Raw genomic sequence first — 19,196 nt, forward strand, 5'->3', positions numbered from 1 at the left:
TGAAAAAAAGACACCGATATTAGAAAATGATTATTGACAATATCTATCAATCTTTGGATTAATTGTATTAAGGTGAAGTGGATGTTATGAAATGGGGGGTTTTATGAAAAGAAGCCAATACAAGTTTTACTACAAACTGATCACGTTTTTCTGCCTGCTCAGCACCATTCCGGTTATTTTGGTCGGATTGTTTTCGTACGAGCACTCTCAGAAAACGGCTATTTCCAACGTTTCAGAGGAAAAATTCGACACACTCCAGCAGACCCAGCAAAGCATCGAGCATATATTGAAAACCGTCGATCACTCTTTAACCCACTATGTGAGTTCGCCGCCTCTCCTTCGCACATTGTCCGAGCCTTTGCACTCAGACCAATTTCAAATCTATAACCAAGTGAACCAAGAGCTCAATTATCTGCAAAGCTTTGATACCGATCTGTCCAACATGACGTTAGTCAGTTATACGAAAAAATGGTACATGAACAATTCCGGTTTGTACCGTTTGAATACAGACACTCTTCATGAAGCAGCCTCAGCGTACACGAAACAAAAAGCGAGCCGCTCCTATTGGACGCTTGAGGAAAACAATCATTTGATTTCAACCAAAGAAGGCACATCAGAAAACTGCCGCTACAATATCAATTTAATTAAGCAGCTTCCTTTGAACAGCACAAATACAAAGGGATTGGCCGCCGCAAGCATCCCGAGCTGTTCGCTTGTCAAAAATATGCCCGGCTATTCAAACGCCAACAACCTGTTTATCATCGATGAAAAAGGCCTCATCATCCTTCATAACAATATGTCTGACGTTGGTGAATCTCTTCATAACGACGGCTTTGTCCAAAAAGTGCTGGCGCAAACGGCCAATAGCGGACAGTTTGAAACAGTGATTGACCGGATTCATTATAAAGTCACCTATCAAAAATCTGACTATAATGCATGGACTTATTTTTCTCTCGTTTCCCTGCCTGAGTTAAAAAAAGAAGCCAAATCAATCGGATGGATCACTTTTACAGTATGCCTCATTTTGTTAACGCTTTCATTGTTGTTCTCTTGGCTTGGCTCCCGCCATTTTTACAAGCCGATCAGGGTGCTTTACGAATCATTCGCAAGACATGGAGCCATACAAGAGAAACAACAGCCTCCTCAAAATGAATTTGAGTTAATTGAACAGAGCTTTAAGCAGCTGAAGGACCGAAATGACGACCTTGAGGAAACGATGAAGCAGCAAGCCACTCATCTGCAGCAATATTTTATGGTCAGGCTTATGCTTGGAAAACTGACGGATGAGGAGGTTGATAACCGTTTTGAAAGCCTCGGCTTAAAGCAAAATTGGCGGCACCTTGCCCTGCTTGTGCTCCAAATTGACACACTGAATCATACGCCTTATGAGAAAAAAGATATGGATCTGCTTTTGTTTGCCGTCAACAGCCTGATTGAGCGATGCATCCCGACGGACAAACATCTTGCCCCCGCCGTAGTTGACAAACAGCAGGCGACGATTTTGATCAACCAAAGCGGGACAAAAGAAGAATTCATGGCTGAGCTGAATGAGACTGCAAGGATGATTCAGGAAAAAGCGGAAGCTGAGCTGCATCTGTCTGTCAGCATCGGCATCAGCCAGCCGTTTGATGTGCTGACAAAAGCGAAAACAGCCTATGCGGAAGGCTCAGAAGCGTTGAAATACCGGCTTAAAGCGGAAAACAAGTCGATCATTTTTTACGAAGACCTTGACCAGAAAAAAACCTTCAAAACCCATTTTCCAAAGCAGCTTCAGCATGAGCTGTTTGATGCTGTCAAAGCAGGAGACAAGGAGAAAGCGGATAAATGCCTGCACGCGATTTTGCAAGCCATTTTCACCCAGAACACCAACCCGTATCAATTTCAAATCGCCATCGCCCGTTTTTTGAACCATGTGATTGAGCTGATGCATGTGCTCGGGATCGAATTGTTTGAGCTTGAAGAAAACAAAATGCTGTATGACCAAATTTTTGAGCTGAAAACGTTCGAGGATACCGAAAACTGGCTAAAGAATGAGTTTATTGATCCGATGACAGACAAAGTGAACGCCCGCGCGGATGCCCAGTACAAAAATATTTCCGACAACATCATTCATATCATCCATCATGAGTTTGAATCCGAATTGACACTGGACGAAATCGCACGCAGGCTGCATTACAACCCAAATTATTTAAGCAGTATTTTCAAAAAAGAAATGGGAATTTCATTCAGCGAGTATGTCTCAAGCTACCGACACCATATGGCGAAAAGCTGGCTTGCCGAAACCGACATGGCGGTCAAGGACATTGCCGAAAAGCTGAAATATAAAAACTCCCAAAACTTCATCAGATCATTTAAGAAGCTGGAAGGGATTACACCGGGAAACTACCGCCAGCAAAAAAGAAGCATGTAAAAAACCCAAAACCGCTTGCGCGTTTTGGGTTTTTCCAATGTTATTTTGCTTGTTTAAACGCTTCTTCGTATTCCTGAATAATTTGTTTTCCTCCGCTTGACTCCCATTTTTCCACTTCTTTATCGAACTGGCTTTCTGTGATGTCTCCAATCATATATTTGTAGGTCGCGTCATCAATGATTTTCTTCAGTTCGTCACCCCGTTCCGACTCCGATGCGGAATACAGGCTTTCAGCCGGGTTTGAGACGATAATCTTTTCATTGTCCTCGGTCAGCTCCTCGTACGCCGTCCGAAGCGGATCTCCAGTGTTTTTTAAGTAGGCTTTATCAATGGCAATTAAAGCGGACAGCGGCTGAATATCAGTCTGCCAGTCTTTTACCTGGCTTTCTTTGCGTGTAAACGTTTTGTCCTCACCTTTGTTGTAATGAACGCCGTCAATGCCATAAGTCATCAGGCTATAGACATCTTCTTCGGCAATTCGGTCAAAAAACGCCAAGATCCGTTTAAGCTCAGCTTCCGTTTTCACACTCGTTTTCGGGAAAGCAAACACGCCGTTATGGCCTCCTGATGCCCATACCCGCTCTTTCCCATCTGGGCCTTTTATGCGGTTGATGATCTCGAGCTTCATCGATTTATCAGAGGCATGGTCGCGCAGATTGACCGCATCTACCATATTGCCAATATAAATGCCGGCTTTTCCTTGAGAAAACAGCTCCTGCTGCTGGGTTTTGCTTGTGACGGGAAAATCCTTATTCATATACCCGTTATCACGCAGCTTTTTCATATAGTTCATCGTGTCTTTGTATTCCTGTGTCATGAAATCAGGCGTGAATTTGCCGCCCGATTCCTTCCAATCTGTCGGCATGCCTTCATACGAGCCAATCGTTTTAAACGCGCCGTAAATCAAGTCATTACGGTCTGCCAGCCCGATCGTATCATCTTTCCCATCCTTGTCCGGGTCGTCCTCCGTAAATGCTTTGGCCACTTCATAAAGCTCATCCAACGTTTTCGGGGTTTTCAAATTTAAATTGTCCAGCCAGTCCTTCCGAATGACGATCCCCTGTCTGGAAAGCGGGCGCTCTCTGTATATCCCGTAGAGCTTGCCGTCAATTGTCACATTTTTATTAATGAGTTTGTTCATTTTGTTTAAGTTGGGATAATCCTTGATATAATCGCCGATTTCCCAAAACATTCCTGACCGAAAGGCATTCATGACTGACGAATTTTTAATATCCTGGATGGTCACGATTTGCGGAAGATTCCCGGCTGCAAGCGCTGCATTCAGCCTGTCTTCTTTCACCGCGTCTGGAACCCAGGTGATGTCGAGTTCTGTATTTGTCAGCTTTTCAATTTCTTTAATCGCCCTGTCTTTCGGCGGCTGCTGGTGATACAAAATCGCCATCCAAGACAGCTTTACCTTTGAATCTGGGCCAGCTTTGCCTTCAGCCGAAGACTGATCAGTTCCTTTACAGCCCGCCAGCACTCCGCCGAGTGCCAGTACAAGCACAATCAAAAGCACCCTCCATTTGTTTCCCATCGTACCCCTCCGTTTCATATTTCTTTATCCTTTGACAGATCCCAGCAAAGCTCCTTTTGCAAAATGCTTTTGTATAAACGGATAGACAAGCAGAACAGGGATGGTCGCCACCACTATGACCGCCATTTTAATGGTTTGCTCAGGCGGCGGGCTGCCCGACCCCATTTCAGACATATCCCCCTGCATACCGCTTGATACAATGACGATTTGGCGCAGAAGAACCTGAATCGGCCATTTTGCTGAATCATTTAAGTACAAGATCGCTGTCATATACGTGTTCCAATACGTGACCGCATAAAATAGTGAAATCGTTGCGATCGCAGGAAGAGACAGCGGCAGCACAATTTTAAAGAATATGCCCAGATCATTGCACCCATCAATTTTCGCGGACTCTTCCAGGCTTGATGGGATATTTTGAAAGAAGTTTTTCAGAATGATCAGGTTAAAGGCATTAATGGCTGTCGGCAAAATAAGCGCCCAGTAAGAATCGAGCAATCCAAGCGATTTGACCACAAGGAAAGTCGGAATCATGCCGCCGCTAAACAGCATCGTAAATACGACGAGAAACATGAGCGGCTGCCGGCCGATTAAATCACGGCGGGATAACCCGTAAGCCATCAGTGACGAAAGAAACATGCTGACCGCAGTGCCTATCACTGTCACAAACACAGAAACAAGCAAACTCTTATAAATAATATCTGTTGAAAAAATGTAGCGATAAGCATCTAGCGAAAAAGTGGTCGGTATTAAAATAAATGTTTTCGACACGACTTCTTCTACTGTGGCGAAGGATGCTGCGATGACATGAATGAACGGAAGTACGCATATTAAAGCGAACATCAGCAAGAAACCATAAATCAACATATCAAACAGACGGTTTTTCAGTGAATGTGCGATAGCTCCCACCTCTCTTTGTAAGCGTTATCATATTTTGGAAACCGAGCTCAGCATGTGACGATATCGTGTCTAAAATGTAGCAAATCTGTGATTGCCATGTCTATAATCATTTGAACAGTGTCCCCGGCCGGGCGGGGGCTGCCGCGAATTGAGACCGATAACAAAAGAAAAAGAGCATAATCTTAGAAAATGATTATGCTCCGTTCTCCTCCTCGTTCAGAAGTTCAGCCGTATTGATTTGTGGCGAAAACCCAAGTTCATTCACGGCAGATTCAATGGACCATGGCCGGCCCGGATTATCAGAGACGGCGTAATAAGTGCCGTACCGGATATTGGTCTCAATGGCGGCTTTGAAAATCGACAGCAGATCGGGGTGAGAAAGCAGTGTCTTTTTCGTCCGTTCTTTTTCATGCAGCGTATCCATTTCATCTGTGACGACTGTTCCGATTCGCAGGTTGATTACTGATAGCTTATTTTCCAAATAAAACAAATGGCCGATCTGTTCAGAGGTCAGCTTTAATACACCGTACAAGTTTTTTGACAGCGGATAATCGCTTGTTGTGATTTCCCGTCCTAAGAGCGAGCGCCCGTCTTTTTCGTAGACATCTGTGACATGATTACTGCTGGCGAACACGAGCTTTTGAATGCCGAGCTCCGCTGCCGCACGGCACAGATAATAGCTTGCCCTATAGAAAACATCCGTCATTTTTTCAAACTCAGCGATGTCCATAATATCGTATTTGATTTTAACAGCGAGTAAATTCAAGATGACATCCGTATCTTTTGGAATCTTCTTCAACAGCTCCTCATAATTTGCCGCGTCAGCCTGAATGGAAGAGGCTTTGCCATCGAAATGATCTTTATCAAGCACTGTCACTTCATAGTCTGAAATAAGCCCTTCAGCAAGCAGTCTCCCAATCACACCATTTCCGCCGGCGATCAGCACTTTTTTCACTATGTTCACTCCCCTTTTTTATAGATTGCCCATTTTCGGCGGGGCTGACACTTTTTTGGCACTCACATTCTTAGGCTTATTCAAAAGTCACCGGCAGCTCCTCAAGCGCCCGAAATCCAAAAAGCGGCCGATACCGCCATTCAAAATCCGCGAGCTTAAGGCTGGGCATTCGCTGCAGAAGGGTGTTAATCGCAATTTGCGCTTCTAATCGTGCCAGCGAGGACCCTAAGCAAACATGATGGCCATGCCCGAATGAAAGGTGCGGATTAGGACTTCTCGTAATATCGAAGACATCGGGGTTCGTGAATATGCTAGGGTCTCGATTAGCCGCTCCTAACAAAAGATAGATTTGCTCTCCTTGACGGATCGTCACCCCGCAGATGTCAATATCCTCTGACGCAACTCTGGCTGTCATTTGCGTGGGGCTTTCATAGCGTAAACATTCCTCGACTGCGGTACCAATAAGATCTGGATTTTCTCTCAGTTTCAAAATCTGTTCTGGATGCTGCAGCAGACAAAGGACTGAATTGCTGATGAGATTGACCGTTGTCTCATGTCCGGCGATCGCCAGCAATATGCACGTAGATGCCGCCTCCTCTTCCGTCAGCTTATCCTTTTCTCTCCCCTTCAAGAGCATGCTGATCATATCCTGTTGAGGGTGGCGTTTTCTCTTTTGAATCAGCTCTTTGAAATATGCCATAGCCTGCACAGCCATAATATTGCCCTCTGTTAATGCCTTTCTTGACCGGGTAAAATCAATCGTTTGAATGAGACTCCCAGCCCACTCCTTTAATTGCTCCCTATCTTCCTCCGGTACACCTATAATGTTAGCTATGACAAAGCTTGCTAAAGGAAAAGCAAAGTCCGAAATGACCTCCATCTTTTTTTTACCTTGCACTTGATCAAGCAAATGATGGACAGTTTCAATGATATACGGCTGATAACTCTCTGTCGCTCTCGGCGTAAACGCTCCGCTGGCAAGCGTCCGCAATCGTCTATGATCAGGCTGGTTCTGAAACAGCATCATTTGATTTTGCACATGTGAAAGGTCCTGATATTTGGTTGAGCTCTCAGGCAGCGGGGTGCGGACTTTGAATCTCGCATCTTTCAAAATAGCAGCCGTTTCTTCATATCCTGTGACATACCAGCCCGGATATTTTAAGAAACTCCCTTTATAGATAGGATGAACAGCTCGCAATGTGTCGTAAAAAGAATATGGGTTTTTCAAAAACTCAGAAGATGCAGTTGATGATGCAATTGTCACGTGATTTTCTCCTTTCTGTTCAAAAATAAAAGCAATCGACATCATACCGATTGCTTTTATTGATTCTTTCAGCTTTTCGCACTTAAACTGGCCTTCATTTCTTCGACTGATTCAACTTCAAAGCCTAAATCACTCAGCATTTTATGATCCTCCGTCTCCTCTTGCCCGGCAGTTGTTAAGTAGTCTCCGACAAAAATGGAGTTTGCGGCGTAAAGCCCTAATGGCTGCAATGAGCGGAGATTGACCTCTCTTCCTCCGGAAATGCGAATTTCTTTTGATGGATTGATAAAACGGAACAGCGCCAGCACTTTTAAACAATACAGCGGGTTTAATTCGTTGACGCCTTCTAACGGCGTGCCATCAATTGCATGCAAAAAATTCACAGGAATGGAATCGGCGTCAAGAGCCTTCAAGCTTTTGGCGATGTCAATGACATCCTGTTTCGTCTCCTTCATCCCGATAATGGCGCCTGAACACGGAGACAGCCCCGATTCTTTTGCGATTTCAACCGTATTGACTCTGTCATCGTATGTATGTGAGGTCGTGATGTTTGAATGGTTTCTCTGTGACGTATTCAAATTATGATTATAGCGGTCTACTCCGGCATCTTTGAGACGCTTCGCCTGCTCTGGCTTCAACAGTCCGAGACACGCACAAACCTTCAGTCCATACGTCTCTTTAATTTCCTGAACCGCATCTACGACCTGATCCACTTCTCTGTTAGACGGCCCTCTGCCGCTTGCCACGATACAATATGTGCCGATATTCAGATCGTGCGCCCGCTTCGCGCCTTCAAGCAGCGTTTCCTTATTCACCATCCGGTAAGACTCAATCGGCGCTTTCGAAATCGCAGACTGTGAACAATAGCCGCAGTTTTCCGGGCAGAGCCCGGATTTCGCATTCATTATCATATTGAGCTTTACTTTTTTTCCATAAAAGTGTTTTCTGATATGAAAAGCTCCATGCATTAATAGCAAAATATCTTCATCAGGACAATGTAATATTGAAAGCGCCTCTTCGTCAGTCACTTCTGCTCCAGCCAGCACCCGGTCTGCGAGTTCCATCCATTGATTCATTCTCATACCCCCACTTAATTCATCAGTAATGATAGATTGATATGGTCTTTTACCATATGTAGAACCGTTTCTTTCGTCACGTTGGCAAGCTTTGGCGTAACCCCTAAAATCGGCACACCGCATAAGCGCTCAATCATCTCAGGATTGGTTTTTTCATCTTCATCAGGAGAGTCACTGATTCCATTGATAATAATTCCGGCAATTGGAAGCCCCAAGCTTTCTGCATATTTGACTGTTAAAAAGGTATGATTAATGGTTCCAAGGTGAGGACGTGCCACAATAATCATGGGAAGCTGCAACGCTTTTATGACATGACTGACCAAATAGTCCTCTCCCAATGGCACAGAAATACCACCTGCACCTTCTACGATGAAGCATTCATGTTTTTCTCTAATCCGCCCCCAATGGCTTAAAACCTCTTCCATGGTGACAGTCTTTCCCTCAAGTTTCCCTGCAACGTATGGTGCAAGCGGCGCCTTGAAGGCAAAAGGCGTAATGTCTTCATGAGAAAGACTGGTCTGCGACATATCTTTCAGCAAACTTGTATCACTATCTGGATGATGGCGCGATATCCCGCTTAAAAATGGTTTATACACCCCGACATCTCTATTATGTTCTCGTAATAAAGCTGCGATTCCGCTGGATATAACCGTTTTCCCCACTTCTGTATCTGTTCCTGTCACAAAAAAACCCCTCAAATGATGTTCAGCTCCTTTCCGATTGAATGAAATGTTTGCAGCAAATGATCAATATCACCCATACTGTGGTCAGACGTGATTGTAATTCGAATACGGCTTTCACCCGGCGCAACGGTCGGCGGCCGAATGGCAGGAGCATAAATTCCCTTGCCCTGCAGTTTTTCAGCAAATAGGACCGTTTTATGGGCATCGCCAATGACTACAGGAATAATCGGTGTGTGATCTCCTTTCATCACATAACCCATATTCTTCAGACTGGTTCTGATCATGCTGATATAAGAAAATAAAAGCTGTCGTTTTTCCCTGCTGGCTTCAATGATGTTGAAAGCCTCGTGAGCAGCCGCACAGCTGGCTGGCGGAATAGCGGTTTGAAAGATAAATGTTCTGGCATGGTTCAGCAAAAAGTCGATGAAGACCGCTGATCCAGCCGCAAAACCTCCTTCCGTACCAACAGCTTTGCTTAAGGTGCCGATCACAATGTCAGGATAAACACCAAAGTATTCACTCGTTCCTCGTCCCGAATCACCCAAAACTCCTGTTGCGTGGGCATCATCAACGACCACGAAGGCATGATAGCGTTTCGCAAGTGAGATGATCTGATCAAGAGGGGCGATTGTGCCATCCATGCTGAATACCCCGTCTGTTACGATAAAACGGCGCTGATAACGCTGTGTTTCATTCAGCTTGTTTTCAAGATCATTCATATCAATATGCCGATAAACAACTTTATCAGCCTTAGAAAGTCGGCAGCCGTCGATAATACTTGCATGATTGAGCTGGTCACTTAAAATGACATCTTCCTTTTCTGGCAAGGATGAAAGGACACCGACATTGGCCAAGTAACCGCTCGAAAACAGCAGGGCCGCTTCTGTCCGTTTAAAGCTGGCAATCTTCTTTTCTAGCTCTTCATGCCAGACCGAATTGCCTGTCGTTAAACGTGAACCGCTGCTTCCTGTCCCGAATTGCTGCAATGCTGTTTGGGCTGCATCGATCAAACGTCTATCGCTTGCGAGCCCTAAATAATTGTTTGAGGACCAGACCGTTTGATTTTCGCCATCAATGTTCCTCTCTGGAACCGGTGCCCCATTCATTGACCGCAGATTACGGTGTACGCCGGCTTCCTTTACTATGTCTAACCGCTCGTTTAACCAGGAATCAATCTTCAAGGCTCGTAACCTCGTGGATCGCTTGTTTCATAATGGCAACCATTTCCGAGAGCTCTTCAGCTGTGCTGGCAAGAGGAGGAAGAAATGCAATCACGTCCCCAAGCGGCCTTGTCAGCATTCCTAACTCTCTCATTTTTAAGGAAACTTTGTATCCAATCCGCCGATCAGCCGGGTAAGGTTCTTTAGTTTCCTTTGATCGTACAAGCTCTGCACCGCACATAAAGCCAAGCTGCCGAATATCCCCAACATGAGGAAGAGCGTGCAGATCTTGAAGAAGAAAATGGAGCTTTTTACTTTTTTCCGCTACTTGTTCCACAATGTTTTCAGATTCAAATAATGCCAGATTTTCAAGCGCAACCGCACAGCCAAGCTGATTGCCTGTATAGGAATGGCCATGGAAAAAGGTTTTTAGGTTTTCATAATCATCATAGAATGCCTTATAGATGTCTTCAGTGGCAAACGTAACGGCAATTGGCAAATAGCCTCCTGTAATGCCTTTACCGGCAGCCATCAGATCAGGCTGGACATTCTCGTGCTCGCACGCAAACATTTTTCCTGTACGGCCAAAGCCTGTAGCGACTTCATCAACGATCATTAAGACATCGTATGTTGTACATAGCTCGCGCACCCCTGCCAAATATCCTTCCGGCATCACAATCATACCGGAAGCCCCTTGTACCATTGATTCAATGGAAAGCGCGGCAATTTCCTCGTGATGTTCCTTAAGCAGCTGTTCAAGCTCTCGGAGGCACTGATCACGGCACTCATCAGGATCACCGCTTTCAGAGCGATACACATAAGGAATCGGAGCCTTGTAACTCTCGAACATCAACGGGCCGTATACGTGGTGAAAAAGCTCAATTGAACCGACACTGACGGCGCCAATCGTATCACCGTGATACCCGTTTTTCATTGCGATGAATTTTTGTTTCTCGGGCTTCCCGATGTTCTTCCAATACTGAAACGCCATTTTTAGGGCTATTTCCATCGCTTCTGCGCCGCTGTCTGAATAAAAGACCCGCGTGAGCTTTTTTGGGCTGATGTCGATTAACGTCTCGGCAAGCTGGGTTGCTGGAACATTGGTCATGCCCAATAACGTGGAGTGCGCAATTTTTCCGAGCTGTTTTTTTATGGCGTCATCTAGTTCTTTTTTGCGGTGTCCGTGGACATTAAGCCAAACCGATGAAAAACCGTCATAGTATTCCTTGCCGTTTATGTCTTTGACTTTGATTCCAGTCCCGCTTTCGATGATTAAGGGGTTTTCATCATAATCTTTCATTTGGGTAAATGGCAGCCAGAGGTGCTTTTTACTTTTTTCTATCAAATCATGAGTCATGATCTTCCTCCCACTCTATTAAAATAGGCTGCTTCTCCAGATCATGTATGTACGTGTTTATATCAATTGATCCATCAATAAAAAAGACTCGGCAGCCCTCTTCAGTCCCGTATTCTTTCATTGCTGTAATACGCTGATAGCCCATTTTCTTACCCGCAACATAGCCTGTTATGTAATCCGGATCGTCCGACCAGCATAATTCTGCAATGGCTGCCGGGTGCCGGCTTACCTTTGAAGCGAGCGCAAGGGCCTCTTTTATTCTTGAATGAGCCGGCACGTGACTGTGAAGCGCCCATTTTTCAAAATTAGCGTCCGGCCAATCCATTCTGGAGACCCGCACCCCTTTTTCTTTTGTTTGATCCATTCGCTTTCCTGTATGAATATCAAACAACACCGCACCCCTGACATCTGACCATTCAGGGATTTGTTCATATGCTTTTTCAATCACGTCTCGTGAAACGCCTTCTTTTTCCAATAACAATCGGGCCAGCTTTTGTCCTTCTTCCGGGCAGCTCACTTCATTCGTATGCACAGGCAATGGCTGAATGGTTTTTATCGATTCATATACCTCTTCAAATTGAATTTGCATAAAATCAGGTTTTCCTCTTGAATGGGATAACCCTTTTTCTAATAAAGCATTGACTGTATGCTTCATCTCATGGAAAGGTATAAGCCGTTCTCCGCCGGATATATGCTTTCCGCCGTCTTCATGAGATCCATTCATAGAAGCCCTCATTCTGACACTATAAAAAGTTTCTTCTTGCATCATTTCTCGCCCTTTCACTGATAACTGAAGAACGTGTAGTGCTTCTCACCTTAATTGTTAACCAATTATATTTTAAGGTTAACAATTAGAATATATTATTCTCTCCTGTTTCTGTCAATAGAAGAAAGCATCGATTTATGGCAGTTGGTTAAAAGGAAACAAAAAGACCGTTTTCACATAAAACGGTCTTTTTCGATTTCTTTTAACAGTCACAGCCACTTTTGCAAAAACCGGACAGCTTCATGCCTCATAACTGCTGTTTCGAAATGTCCCGAAGCAGAACGGACCACTCGGTAGCAATCAGAAGCTCCCTGTCCAGCATAGACAGCTGTCAATTCTTTTTCGATTTTGTCCACGCCCTCGGCCGGCGTTAACCGATCGTGTACACCAACAAGACTAAGGTGCGGGCGCGGCGCGATCAGGCCTTGGATCTCCGATGCGGAAAAATGCTTTGCAAGCGATGGGACGTAATAATAAAAGCCGTGCCTGTCAAGATTCTGTGTTTTGATCAGCACGTGATGATCCACCTGGCTGCACAAATCCACACACACCTTAATCCGGTCATCGAGCGCCGCTGTCCACCACGCCATCAAACCTCCCATAGACATGCCGATGGTTCCGATCCTGTCAGGCTGAACATCAGAGCGTAACTGCATATAGTCCAACGCACTTAAACTGTCATAAATCATCATCCCCCACATCACTTTTCCGGTGAGAAGCATTTCTTTAAATATCTCGCTTTCCGCTTTTCCCCGCCGATCTCCAAATCCCCAATGATCAATCGCAAGAACGCCGTATCCGAGTGAAGTAAGCTCATCAAAAAAAGAAGGCGTTTTCAAATAATCCGCTCCCTCAATCAGCTCACTTTTTCCCCTATCATACTGGCCCCCATGCGAATGCTGAAACAATACGGCTGGGCACGGTCCTTCTGTTTTCTTCGGCTTCACAAAATAAGCGGGCACCTTTTCATGTCCATTTAAATCGAGCAGGAGCGTTTCAACAATATTTTCTTCTCTTTCTTCAATACGTAATGTCTCAACACTGATTGGCCTCCGATCAGGCAAATCTCCAAGCAATCGAAACAGTTGCTTTCTTCTTTCGGCTCTCATCCCATCACCCTTCCTTATTCGCTTACTTCACATTTACGAGACAGATCTGGGTTCCCCTTTATTTTTCCAACATAAATCACATCATTTACTAAATATTTAGTAAATATCATGAAATATTTCGAAAACAATTATTGTAACCGCTTACTTTTATATGATAGTATCAATTTATCAAAAACAGATGAGTTAATATTTTACTAAATAGATGAGAGGGATACCCATGGTTCGTATTAAAGATATCGCCTTGAAAGCTAAAGTTTCCAGCGCAACTGTGTCCAGAATTTTAAATGAAGATGAGTCGCTTTCTGTTGCGGGCGAAACGAGACAAAGAGTCATCAACATCGCTGAAGAGCTTGGTTATCAAACCGTTGCCAAACGCCGAAAAGCCCGCGGGCAAAAACAGCGGGCCCAGCCGCTGATCGGTGTGCTGAGCTGTCTGTCCCCTGATCAGGAAAGGCAGGACCCTTATTTTTCTTCCATTCGGAAAGGGATTGAAAAGGAATGCTTTGAACAGGAAATTTTCATTACAAATTCAATTCATCTCGGCTCCTTTCAGGAACATATCTTTCGGGAATTGGATGGTGTCATTGTCATCGGCCGTGTTCATGATGAAGCGGTTAAGCATATCAGCGGAAGGCTGGAGCATGCCGTATTTATCAATCATTCACCAGATCCGCAAGCATACGATTCGATTGGAATCGATTTTGAATCGGCTTCACGCCAGGCGATTGATCACCTTTTCGACTTAGGCTACAAACGGTTAGGCTACATTGGCGGACAAGAAAAAGAGCATACGCTGAAGGACGGCCAAAGCATTCGCAGAACGATTGAAGATAAACGCCTGACCGCTTTTTTGGAGTCAGCCGCCCCCCAGCCTGAGCATGTGCTGATCGGAGAATACAGCATGCGTGAGGGCTATCGCCTGATGAAGAAAGCAATCGATCAAGGCCATCTGCCGGAAGCATTCTTTATTGCCAGCGATTCTATGGCGATCGGCGCATTAAAAGCGCTGCAGGAAGCCGGACTGCAAGTGCCGCGGGATACCGCAATCGTCAGCTTTAACGGCATTGAGGAAGCTGAATTTGCCAGCACGCCTTTAACGACGGTGAAGGTATACACAGAGGAAATGGGCCGGACAGGCGTAAAACTGCTGCTTGACCGTCTCAATGGCCGAACGCTTCCTCACCATGTCACCCTGCCTACAACATTAATCGTAAGACAAAGCTGCGGATGTACAGCAAAGGAGGTGACATAAGCAAAGATTCATCACGATGATAAGGAGGAAAAGATGAAACACACTTTTGTTTTATTTCTCTCTCTTATTCTGCTTGTTCTGCCCGGGTGTTCAGCAGAGAAAAGCTCAGCAGATACCGCAAAAAAGACGTTAACCATTTATTCTACAATGTCAACCGACAGTGAAAGAGATACGTTCAGAAAACTGGCGGCAGCATTCGAAAAGGAACACAGTGACATTCATGTCAGCCTTCATTTCCCAGGCAATGACTATGAAAATATGATGCGTGTCAGAATGGCGGCCAATGATTTGCCAGATCTATTCGATACACATGGCTGGGGGAAAATCAGGTACGGTGAATATACAGCCGATCTCCGGGATATGGAATGGACTCAAGATCTTGATCCCAATTTAAACAGCATCCTCAAAAATAAAAGCGGAAAGGTGTATGCCTATCCGATCAATCAGGCAAAAGACGGTCTGGCGTATAACCGCAATATTTTAGACCGTTACGGCATTGCTCCGCCGGAAACCATGGATGACTTTATCAAAGCACTGAGAACGATTAAAGAAAAGAGCAAGGGAAGCATTGTTCCCTTCTGGTTTGCCGGCTATGACAAAAGCTCATTCGCTCAATATTACGACCAATTCGCTACACCTCTTCTCATCACAGACCCTGCCCATAATGAAAAAAAACAGCTCATCAACGGCACTTTTCAATGGAGTAAATTCACTTATTTATCAGAAATCCTCAAACAAATGCAGAAAGAAAAATTGATCAATATCGACGCCGTCACGGCAAAAAAATCACAGCTCATTGAATTAATGGCCCAAAACAAAATCGCCTTTACAATGCAAGGCGGCACACTCGGCCAAGACGTTGCCCAGATCAACCCGAACGTCAAGGTCGGCATTATCCCGACACCTGCCATCCATCCCGGTGATGACCCGATATGGATCGGCGGTGAACGCTACACCCTTGCAGCATGGAAAGATTCGCCTCAATTAAAAGAGGCAAAAGATTTTATCGCATTTATGGCCCGCCCGGCCAATGCCAAACAAATGGCTGAAGCCACATCGCTTCCTTCAGGGCTGACCAATGTGAAAGCTGATATTTTCTACGCAAACGATTATGAGTATTATCAAGATGTCAAAGTCGAGCCTTACTTCGACCGGTTATACTTGCCAAACGGAATGTGGGATGTCCTGGGCACGGTTGGGCAGGAGCTCGCGGCTGACATTTTGGCGCCTCAAGACATTTCGCAGAAGCTGGGAAGAGAATATAAACGACTCCGGGAGCAATCGGAAACACAGGGAGCTGAAAACAATGAGTGAGATCGCAAGGGACGTTCATGTGAAACAGGTTAAGCCAAAAAAGCAGTCCTCACTTTGGTGGATGTACATTCCTGCTTTGCTCTCCGTTCTGGTCTTTATGATTTACCCGTTTGTGAAAGGCACATTGATTACCTTTACAAACTGGAACGGATTTTCACAAGTCTACCAATGGGTTGGATTCGCGCAATATGAAAGGCTGTTTTCTGATCCTGATACTTGGCATATCTTAAAAAACACTCTGCTTTACGGGCTTGGCAGCACCTTTTTTCAAAATGTGGTCGGGCTTCTGTACGCTCTCCTCTTAAATCAAAGCATTAAAACGAAAGCGGTAACAAGAACAATTGTGTATTTGCCGGTGATGATCAGCCCGCTCATTATGGGCTACATTTGGTACTTTTTCTTCTCCTATGACGGAGGCGCGCTCAACGATTTGCTCGGGGTCTTCGGCATCAGCCCTATTAATGCGCTCGCCAGTCCCTCGCTCAATCCATGGATCATTGTCATGATTAACACCTATCAATATGTCGGGATCGCTATGGTTGTCTACTTAGCCGGTCTGCAAAGCATTCCGAAAGACTACTATGAAGCGGCGCAAATGGATGGCGCGAAACAAGGCCAGCAGTTTTTTACCATCACGCTGCCGCTGTTAATGCCCTCCATTACCATTAATATGGTCATCAACATTATCGGAGGCTTAAAGCTGTTTGACGTCATCATTGCACTCACCGCAGGCGGCCCCGGAAATGCGTCACAATCCATGTCCACGTTTATGTATGATTTGTATTTCAAACGGCAGGATGCCGGCTATGCCGCAACGCAAGGCATATTTATGGCATTTGTCATTTTGATCATCAGCTTTTGCGCGCTTGCGTACTTTAAAAGAAAGGAGACGGAAATGTCATGAGAGCCGCCCGTACAAAAAGCATGCGGATCATTACACTTCTTGCAGCCATTGTGGCCTGTGCGCATTTTATTCCTTTTTATATCCTGCTGACCACTTCATTGAAAGCAAAAGGAGACTACAGTTCGAAATGGATATTTCCAGCCGACATCTCCTTTCATAATTTTTCAGAGGCGTGGGAGCGCGCTTCGCTAGGAAACTCTTTTATAAACACCATGATCATCACAGGTTTTTCTGCCTTGTTATTAATTATATTCGGCTCACTTGCCGCCTACCCGCTTGCCCGGCGGGAAACGAAACTGAATAAAGCTGTTTTTGCCTTGTTGATTTCCATTATGATCATCCCTCCGTTAACGTCCATGGTTCCTTTGTATCGAATGGTCGTGGACGCCGGAATGGTCAATACACACGCAATCGCCATTTTCATCAATACAGCGGCTTACATGCCTTTAACCGTATTCTTATATTCAGGCTTTATCCGATCGACCATTCCAAAAGAGCTTGAAGAAGCCGCAAGAATTGACGGCGCAGGCATGCTGAAAATCTTTTTTACGATTGTGTTTCCTCTGCTGAAGCCGATCACTGCGACCATCTGTATTATTTCTTGTGTCTTTATTTGGAACGACTATCAATTTGCCATTTTCTTTTTACAAGATCAAAAGGTTCAGACATTAACAGTAGCCATGGCAGGTTTTTTCGGAGAAAACGCAAACAACCTTCATTTAGTTGCCGCAGCGGCACTTATGGCAATGCTGCCGATGGTTGTTCTGTTTTTGGCGCTGCAAAAATACTTTATTGCCGGCCTGTCTTCCGGAGCGGTAAAGGGTTAACATTAAAGGAGGAAGCAATATGAAAAAGATTACATTTATCGGTGCAGGGAGCACGATTTTCGCCAAAAATGTTTTGGGAGACTGCCTGTTAACAGAGGCACTGAATGGATTTGAGTTCGCTCTTTACGACATTGATCCCAAACGCCTGCAAGAATCCCAGCTCATGCTCGAAAATCTAAGAGACCGTTATAACCCAAGTGTGGCCATCAACAGCTATGATGACAGAAAACTCGCCTTGCAAAACGCAGGCTATGTCATCAATGCGATTCAGGTTGGAGGATACAAACCGAGCACAGTCATCGATTTCGAGATTCCTAAACGGTATGGGCTGCGCCAGACGATCGCCGATACAGTCGGCATCGGCGGGATATTCAGATCTCTCAGAACAATCCCGGTCTTATTTGATATCGCAAAAGATATGGAGGAAATGTGCCCTGACGCATGGTTCTTAAACTATACAAATCCAATGGCCACTCTTACAGGCGCCATGCTCCGCTATACCAATATCAAAACAATCGGGCTCTGCCACAGTGTTCAAGTGTGCACGAAGGATTTATTTAAAGCTCTCGGAATGGAGCATGACGGAATTGAGGAACGCATTGCGGGCATTAATCATATGGCTTGGCTTTTGGAAGTCAAAAAAGACGGCACAGATTTATATCCAGAAATCAAAAGGAGAGCGAAAGAAAAACAAAAAACAAAGCATCATGATATGGTGCGGTTTGAATTAATGGATAAGTTCGGCTATTATGTCACGGAATCGTCCGAACATAACGCAGAGTATCACCCATACTTTATTAAACGGAATTACCCTGAACTGATCAGCGAGCTGCAAATCCCGCTCGACGAATATCCGAGAAGGTGCGTCAAGCAAATTGAAAATTGGGAGAAAATGCGGGATGATATCGTCAATAATAAACACCTTACGCACGAACGCTCAAAGGAATATGGTTCAAGAATTATAGAAGCAATGGAAACAAACGAATCATTCACCTTCGGAGGAAACGTCTTGAATACAGGGCTGATCACCAACCTTCCTTCAAAAGCGGTTGTGGAAGTGACATGCGTCGCCGACAGAAAAAAAATTACACCGTGCTTCGCCGGAGAACTGCCTGAGCAGCTTGCCGCCTTAAACCGGACGAATATTAATACACAGCTGATGACAATCGAAGCGGCTGTCACACGGAAAAAAGAAGCGGTTTACCAAGCTGCAATGCTTGATCCGCATACAAGCGCGGAGCTTTCCATGAAGGACATCATCTCCATGTGCGACGATTTATTTGCAGCACACGGCGATTGGCTTCCGGAATACAAATAAAAACTAGGGGACTGCTCTCCCCTAGTTTTTTGGTTTTGTTTCGCCTTCCCAGGCCATCATGCCGCCTTCAACATTGACTGTTTTAAAGCCTTGCTCATCCAGGTACTTGCAGACGTTCATGCTGCGCATTCCTGAGCGGCAGATAAATACGTACTCTTTGTCTTTATCAAGGGTTTCCATTTTTTCAGGAATATCCCCCATGCGAATATGAACGGCTTGCGGGATCATGCCTTCCGCTACCTCTTCATCTTCTCTGACATCAATTAAATATAATTCTTCGTCCGCCTCAATTTTTTCTTTCAAAGCGGCTGTGCTGATTTCTTTTATTTCCAAAGAAAACACTCCTATTCACAGTGATCATGTTCAG

Annotated in this window: 17 protein-coding genes; 6 read left to right on the forward strand and 11 right to left on the reverse strand. The window is 44.9% G+C overall.

Annotated elements, in window-relative coordinates; translation table 11 throughout:
* The first annotated feature begins 91 nt into the window (after nucleotides 1-91).
* The gene (locus MKY10_RS15905; RefSeq protein WP_080348124.1) at nucleotides 92-2,410 is read left to right on the forward strand and encodes a helix-turn-helix domain-containing protein; all 2,319 of its coding nucleotides are present in this window, start codon (nucleotides 92-94) and stop codon (nucleotides 2,408-2,410) included.
* A 40-nt stretch (nucleotides 2,411-2,450) separates the two neighbouring features.
* Here the strand turns inward: MKY10_RS15905 and MKY10_RS15910 are convergent, their stop codons facing one another.
* From MKY10_RS15910 to MKY10_RS15955, 10 genes are all read right to left on the reverse strand, one after another.
* Complete coding sequence (locus tag MKY10_RS15910) at nucleotides 2,451-3,947, reverse strand: extracellular solute-binding protein (protein ID WP_044052476.1); 1,497 nt, start codon at nucleotides 3,945-3,947, stop codon at nucleotides 2,451-2,453.
* Between the two features lie 24 nt (nucleotides 3,948-3,971).
* Nucleotides 3,972-4,832 (reverse strand): carbohydrate ABC transporter permease, encoded by an 861-nt coding sequence (locus MKY10_RS15915; protein WP_015251420.1) that lies wholly within the window; start codon nucleotides 4,830-4,832, stop codon nucleotides 3,972-3,974.
* A 205-nt stretch (nucleotides 4,833-5,037) separates the two neighbouring features.
* Nucleotides 5,038-5,799, reverse strand: a complete 762-nt coding sequence (locus MKY10_RS15920; protein ID WP_041351158.1) for an NAD(P)-dependent oxidoreductase — start codon at nucleotides 5,797-5,799, stop codon at nucleotides 5,038-5,040.
* Nucleotides 5,800-5,875: 76 nt separating this feature from the next.
* Nucleotides 5,876-7,063, reverse strand: coding sequence for a biotin biosynthesis cytochrome P450 (gene bioI / locus MKY10_RS15925; RefSeq protein ID WP_015251418.1), 1,188 nt, complete (start codon nucleotides 7,061-7,063; stop codon nucleotides 5,876-5,878).
* 68 nt (nucleotides 7,064-7,131) lie between these two features.
* Nucleotides 7,132-8,139 carry a biotin synthase BioB gene (gene bioB, locus MKY10_RS15930; RefSeq protein WP_015251417.1) on the reverse strand — a complete coding sequence of 336 codons (1,008 nt, stop codon included), beginning with the start codon at nucleotides 8,137-8,139 and terminating at the stop codon, nucleotides 7,132-7,134.
* Between the two features lie 14 nt (nucleotides 8,140-8,153).
* Entirely contained in the window at nucleotides 8,154-8,837 is a 684-nt protein-coding gene (gene bioD, locus MKY10_RS15935) for a dethiobiotin synthase (RefSeq protein WP_041351157.1), read from the reverse strand.
* Complete coding sequence (gene bioF / locus MKY10_RS15940) at nucleotides 8,834-10,003, reverse strand: 8-amino-7-oxononanoate synthase (protein WP_048655242.1); 1,170 nt, start codon at nucleotides 10,001-10,003, stop codon at nucleotides 8,834-8,836. The genes bioD and bioF overlap by 4 nt, the downstream gene beginning before the upstream one ends.
* Entirely contained in the window at nucleotides 9,993-11,339 is a 1,347-nt protein-coding gene (gene bioA, locus MKY10_RS15945) for an adenosylmethionine--8-amino-7-oxononanoate transaminase (RefSeq protein ID WP_015251414.1), read from the reverse strand. The genes bioF and bioA overlap by 11 nt, the downstream gene beginning before the upstream one ends.
* Nucleotides 11,329-12,105 carry a 6-carboxyhexanoate--CoA ligase gene (bioW, locus tag MKY10_RS15950; RefSeq protein ID WP_044052475.1) on the reverse strand — a complete coding sequence of 259 codons (777 nt, stop codon included), beginning with the start codon at nucleotides 12,103-12,105 and terminating at the stop codon, nucleotides 11,329-11,331. Before bioW ends, bioA begins: the two co-directional genes overlap by 11 nt.
* A gap of 209 nt (nucleotides 12,106-12,314) precedes the next feature.
* A complete protein-coding gene (locus tag MKY10_RS15955; protein WP_048655241.1) occupies nucleotides 12,315-13,214 on the reverse strand; it encodes a dienelactone hydrolase family protein in 900 nt (299 codons plus the stop codon).
* 217 nt (nucleotides 13,215-13,431) lie between these two features.
* On the opposite strand from MKY10_RS15955, the gene MKY10_RS15960 reads away from it, so the two are divergent.
* Genes MKY10_RS15960 through melA form a run of 5 tightly spaced genes read left to right on the forward strand, consistent with a single transcriptional unit; the run spans nucleotide 13,432 to nucleotide 18,829 of the window.
* Entirely contained in the window at nucleotides 13,432-14,466 is a 1,035-nt protein-coding gene (locus MKY10_RS15960) for a LacI family DNA-binding transcriptional regulator (RefSeq protein WP_033884841.1), read from the forward strand.
* A 33-nt stretch (nucleotides 14,467-14,499) separates the two neighbouring features.
* The gene (locus MKY10_RS15965; RefSeq protein ID WP_048655240.1) at nucleotides 14,500-15,780 is read left to right on the forward strand and encodes an ABC transporter substrate-binding protein; all 1,281 of its coding nucleotides are present in this window, start codon (nucleotides 14,500-14,502) and stop codon (nucleotides 15,778-15,780) included.
* Nucleotides 15,773-16,684: a sugar ABC transporter permease gene (locus tag MKY10_RS15970; RefSeq protein WP_015251409.1), complete on the forward strand. Its 912-nt coding sequence runs from the start codon at nucleotides 15,773-15,775 to the stop codon at nucleotides 16,682-16,684. The genes MKY10_RS15965 and MKY10_RS15970 overlap by 8 nt, the downstream gene beginning before the upstream one ends.
* On the forward strand, nucleotides 16,681-17,511 hold the full coding sequence (locus MKY10_RS15975; protein ID WP_014480612.1) for a carbohydrate ABC transporter permease: 831 nt from the start codon (nucleotides 16,681-16,683) through the stop codon (nucleotides 17,509-17,511). Before MKY10_RS15970 ends, MKY10_RS15975 begins: the two co-directional genes overlap by 4 nt.
* A 19-nt stretch (nucleotides 17,512-17,530) precedes the next feature.
* Nucleotides 17,531-18,829, forward strand: coding sequence for an alpha-galactosidase MelA (gene melA, locus MKY10_RS15980; protein ID WP_024572927.1), 1,299 nt, complete (start codon nucleotides 17,531-17,533; stop codon nucleotides 18,827-18,829).
* Between the two features lie 21 nt (nucleotides 18,830-18,850).
* Here the strand turns inward: melA and MKY10_RS15985 are convergent, their stop codons facing one another.
* On the reverse strand, nucleotides 18,851-19,162 hold the full coding sequence (locus tag MKY10_RS15985) for a rhodanese-like domain-containing protein (protein WP_004398993.1): 312 nt from the start codon (nucleotides 19,160-19,162) through the stop codon (nucleotides 18,851-18,853).
* Nucleotides 19,163-19,196 lie beyond the last annotated feature (34 nt).

It is taken from the genome of Bacillus sp. FSL P4-0290 (assembly GCF_037975435.1).
GTDB classification, from domain to species: Bacteria; Bacillota; Bacilli; order Bacillales; family Bacillaceae; genus Bacillus; species Bacillus subtilis.